The sequence below is a fragment of the Microseira sp. BLCC-F43 genome (assembly GCF_041929235.1).
Taxonomy (GTDB): Bacteria; Cyanobacteriota; Cyanobacteriia; order Cyanobacteriales; family Aerosakkonemataceae; genus Microseira.
In genome coordinates this window covers 1-2,999 of sequence record NZ_JBHFNP010000124.1, presented here as the reverse complement: position 1 = coordinate 2,999, position 2,999 = coordinate 1, and the positions used below count along the sequence as shown (strand labels likewise).

General features: G+C 44.5%; 5 protein-coding genes. All 5 read right to left on the bottom strand.

Features of this window, described 5'->3' with window-relative positions; genetic code table 11:
• Positions 1-324, bottom strand: a 324-nt coding sequence (locus tag ACE1CM_RS17700) for a hypothetical protein (protein WP_374878874.1), incomplete at its 3' end; no start/stop codon positions are given.
• Positions 325-361: 37 nt separating this feature from the next.
• A complete protein-coding gene (locus tag ACE1CM_RS17695; RefSeq protein ID WP_374878872.1) occupies positions 362-703 on the bottom strand; it encodes a hypothetical protein in 342 nt (113 codons plus the stop codon).
• A 189-nt stretch (positions 704-892) separates the two neighbouring features.
• The gene (locus ACE1CM_RS17690) at positions 893-1,678 is read right to left on the bottom strand and encodes a transposase (RefSeq protein WP_374878870.1); all 786 of its coding nucleotides are present in this window, start codon (positions 1,676-1,678) and stop codon (positions 893-895) included.
• A 241-nt stretch (positions 1,679-1,919) separates the two neighbouring features.
• On the bottom strand, positions 1,920-2,432 hold the full coding sequence (locus tag ACE1CM_RS17685; RefSeq protein WP_374878868.1) for a hypothetical protein: 513 nt from the start codon (positions 2,430-2,432) through the stop codon (positions 1,920-1,922).
• A 303-nt stretch (positions 2,433-2,735) separates the two neighbouring features.
• Positions 2,736-2,906 (bottom strand): hypothetical protein, encoded by a 171-nt coding sequence (locus ACE1CM_RS17680; protein WP_374878866.1) that lies wholly within the window; start codon positions 2,904-2,906, stop codon positions 2,736-2,738.
• Between the last annotated feature and the right edge of the window lie 93 nt (positions 2,907-2,999).

Below are 2,999 nucleotides of genomic sequence, written 5' to 3'. Positions count from 1 at the left end.
GTAGACAGCAAGAGCCTTTGAGCCGTTGTCATCGACCGCCTGTGGCGCGTACGCATAGTAAAACTTGCACTCGTGCCACTTCCACCTGTAGCCGTCAGGGTCGAGTTTCGAGTCCGCCGAAGCGAACCCTTCTGCCAATTTTTTCTTAAAGTTGCTCAGCCAACCAGGTGACTTTTTGAGTCTGGCTGCAAGGTCTTTGGCTTTAATCCAAATCGGAACGCCGTTAGAGTCGGTGGGGACTTCGACTGCCGCCGACGGCGCGCCACCGCTACAGAATTCTGCCACCAACTGCTTAAACAGCAACTTCACCAACACAGGCAGCACAACGCGATCGCGCCAACCGAATCAGAGCGAACTTAAGTTACTCGCGGGCAGCTTGAGTTTTTTGATCGAGACCAGCAGCAATCGTGAGACCCATTGGGTTACGCGATTCAATCAGCGCCTTTTTCACCGCTGCTAAAGTTTCTGCGCCCGTAGTTTTATCTGCCAGAATCGTCAGCAATCCGTGCATCAACTCGTCGCGATGGTTTTCATCGATTTGCAAAAATTTCCGCAGCATCTTGCCAAACTTATTTCGCAGGCTGCTAGATGAGTTGGTTTCAATTTGATGATGAACTAATCTCCACAATGCCATACGACAAGCACCCGAACCGCTGATAAATTCCCCTTGTTTGCGACCAGAACTGCGTTGATTTGGAGCCATTCCCATTGCCGAATGGAACTTGCGGCAAGAAATATGAGCCTTGGTTGGACGTCCCGATTTAGTTCCTCGGCGCTTGACTTTAATGATGCGTTGTCCGTCAGATCCAAGGAAACGCTCAAAAGGAAAAATTTGGGTTAGCAGAATAGCTTGAGTGTCGGTTCCCGCACCAAATTGTTTAAAGATTCTAATCTAGCGAGCGAATTTTGTATTAGGGAGTATCGCTCTCATTTTACAATCAATTTGGTATCGTCTCGTTTGCCAGTCAACAATCGATTTGGCATAAGCTATCAACTGCCGAGAAAACCCATATTTTTTGGCAGTGCCGATTGAATTAGCTAATTTCTTGGCGGCTCTTGAAGCTGTATTGACAGAAACAACACCTCCTGATACCCAACTCCAGAAAGGGGATGCATCACCGTTTTTGTTGACATCGGACTTTATGTCATCCAGTGCCGACGCCTCTTCGTGAAGTTTTTGACGCGATCTATTAATTAATTGGTTGAGTACCTCGGTGCAACTTTCTGACTCTAGATAGAGGTTTGATAGCTCAACAATAACTGGATCTTTGGTACGAATTAACTGTACCGATTCGGGGTCTTGCAGCCATTTTTGAGCTAGAATTAGCAAGACAACAGCATCGTGAAAGTCGTCTTTGTCGTTCCAATTACAAAGCGCAAGGCGCGACGAATTGACTAAATTGTGGGGGACTAAATGCACCTCGATACCTAGTTCTCTTAAGCTGGTTACCCAGACGCTTGAGTAAGAACCCGTCGGTTCCATGAAAACTATCAACCTGCCATCGCTTGGTTGGCAATCAGCAATTTTTTGAATGCTCTCAACATCAGGGGGTAGACACAAGAATTCTGCCTCATAGTCAAAAAAGTCTTTGGGTTTGGATATGGGTACGGAACCATTCCATGCTACGAACATGGAACTGTGTTTCCCCTGGTCTAATCCAGCAATAATTGTTGTCATTTTTAGCCCACAATCAAAGCCTGCGAATCCCCAAAGGCGCAACGGCCTAATTCAGTGTGAAGGGGATTGTGAGATGTTAAAATTAAATTGAAGAGCTTATGAAGAGTTAAAAGCCTAAGCTTACTTCTACCAGAAAGCCCTTCGTTACGGATTGTTAAACCCAGTCCGCGACTCCCCTTTGGGGGGAGTTTCGTTAGTGGGTTAGTCTAGCTTATCAGGCGGGGTCTGTGGAAGAAAAACGTTAGCAATTAATCTTGCACACTTTCTCCCACTGGTCAACAAATTCTTGTGCCTTGTCGCCTTCAAAATACTCATAAGCACTTTCATCGTCATCATAGTTATTATTCCAGCGAATACTAACCGTTAGCGTGTTGTTAAACGCGGTTGGTGAAGTAACCGTCAAAGTACGGATTGCAGCGAGGTTAATCCAGCAATTGCCAACTTTTATGAAAAACATGTCAGGAACTTTTATAATGGATAATAGTTCTGAGGAAAACCCTTTTGATAGACGAGCGCCTTTGCCTAGATGGCGCGAGTCCCCCGACAAAATCTTCACCGCCATATCGTAATGCCGATCGCGATTTAGGGGTTTGACAATCTGGAATTTGTTGGTAAACGGGTTGTAGATCAAAAGAAACATCTTGTAGCTAAAAAGCCCTGGTGGTTGCAGCAACCAATAACTTTCTCTCGCTTTTTGGATGCACCAACCTTCTCGCCTAAAACAAGCGATGATATCTTCTATTGTTTGGGTCATAATCGAATCTGTCCTTCTCTAACTCGCACTAAAAATTCCTCGAATTCACCAGGCTTTAGGGAATCCTCGCCCTAGTCGAGCAAACTGTGAAGAATTGCTCTACCTAATAGCAGAGATTCAAACTTAGATCGTTTGCACTTTCGTCTTAGCTTTTGCAGGAAGACTAGCACTTCAGCCGAAAAGTTATCACTGGCAATTTGCATTTTTTCTTCGGTTACTTGCATTAATCGCTCCATCAATTAAATTTGAAATTTTAGATTTTAGCTGGTCTGGTGAATTGGTTGAATAGCCTTCTTCTACTAGCTACTCCAAGTCTTCTAACCAATTCAATTCTTTAGACTCTAAAGAATTAACTGAAATTTTATCGTCGTTACTATCAGTTGATTCTGTTGCTGAGTCGGGTTGCGCCTCAACTTCTGTTTCTGCGTCTAATTTACCATCTAGCAAAGCTTCTAAATAATCATCAGGGGTCATTCCAGCATCACTCGCAGCAGGAGGTTCCCACTTTTCGCGAGTTGATCTGCCAACTTGTATTTTCGATGTGATTGGGGATTCTCATCAAGGATT

Bases quoted from the DNA above. Each gene is read 5' to 3' on its own strand.
- ACE1CM_RS17685 (WP_374878868.1), bottom strand. From the start codon at position 2,432: ATGACCCAAACAATAGAAGATATCATCGCTTGTTTTAGGCGAGAAGGT.
- ACE1CM_RS17690 (WP_374878870.1), bottom strand. From the start codon at position 1,678: ATGACAACAATTATTGCTGGATTAGACCAGGGGAAACACAGTTCCATG.
- ACE1CM_RS17695 (WP_374878872.1), bottom strand. From the start codon at position 703: ATGGCTCCAAATCAACGCAGTTCTGGTCGCAAACAAGGGGAATTTATC.
- ACE1CM_RS17680 (WP_374878866.1), bottom strand. From the start codon at position 2,906: ATGACCCCTGATGATTATTTAGAAGCTTTGCTAGATGGTAAATTAGAC.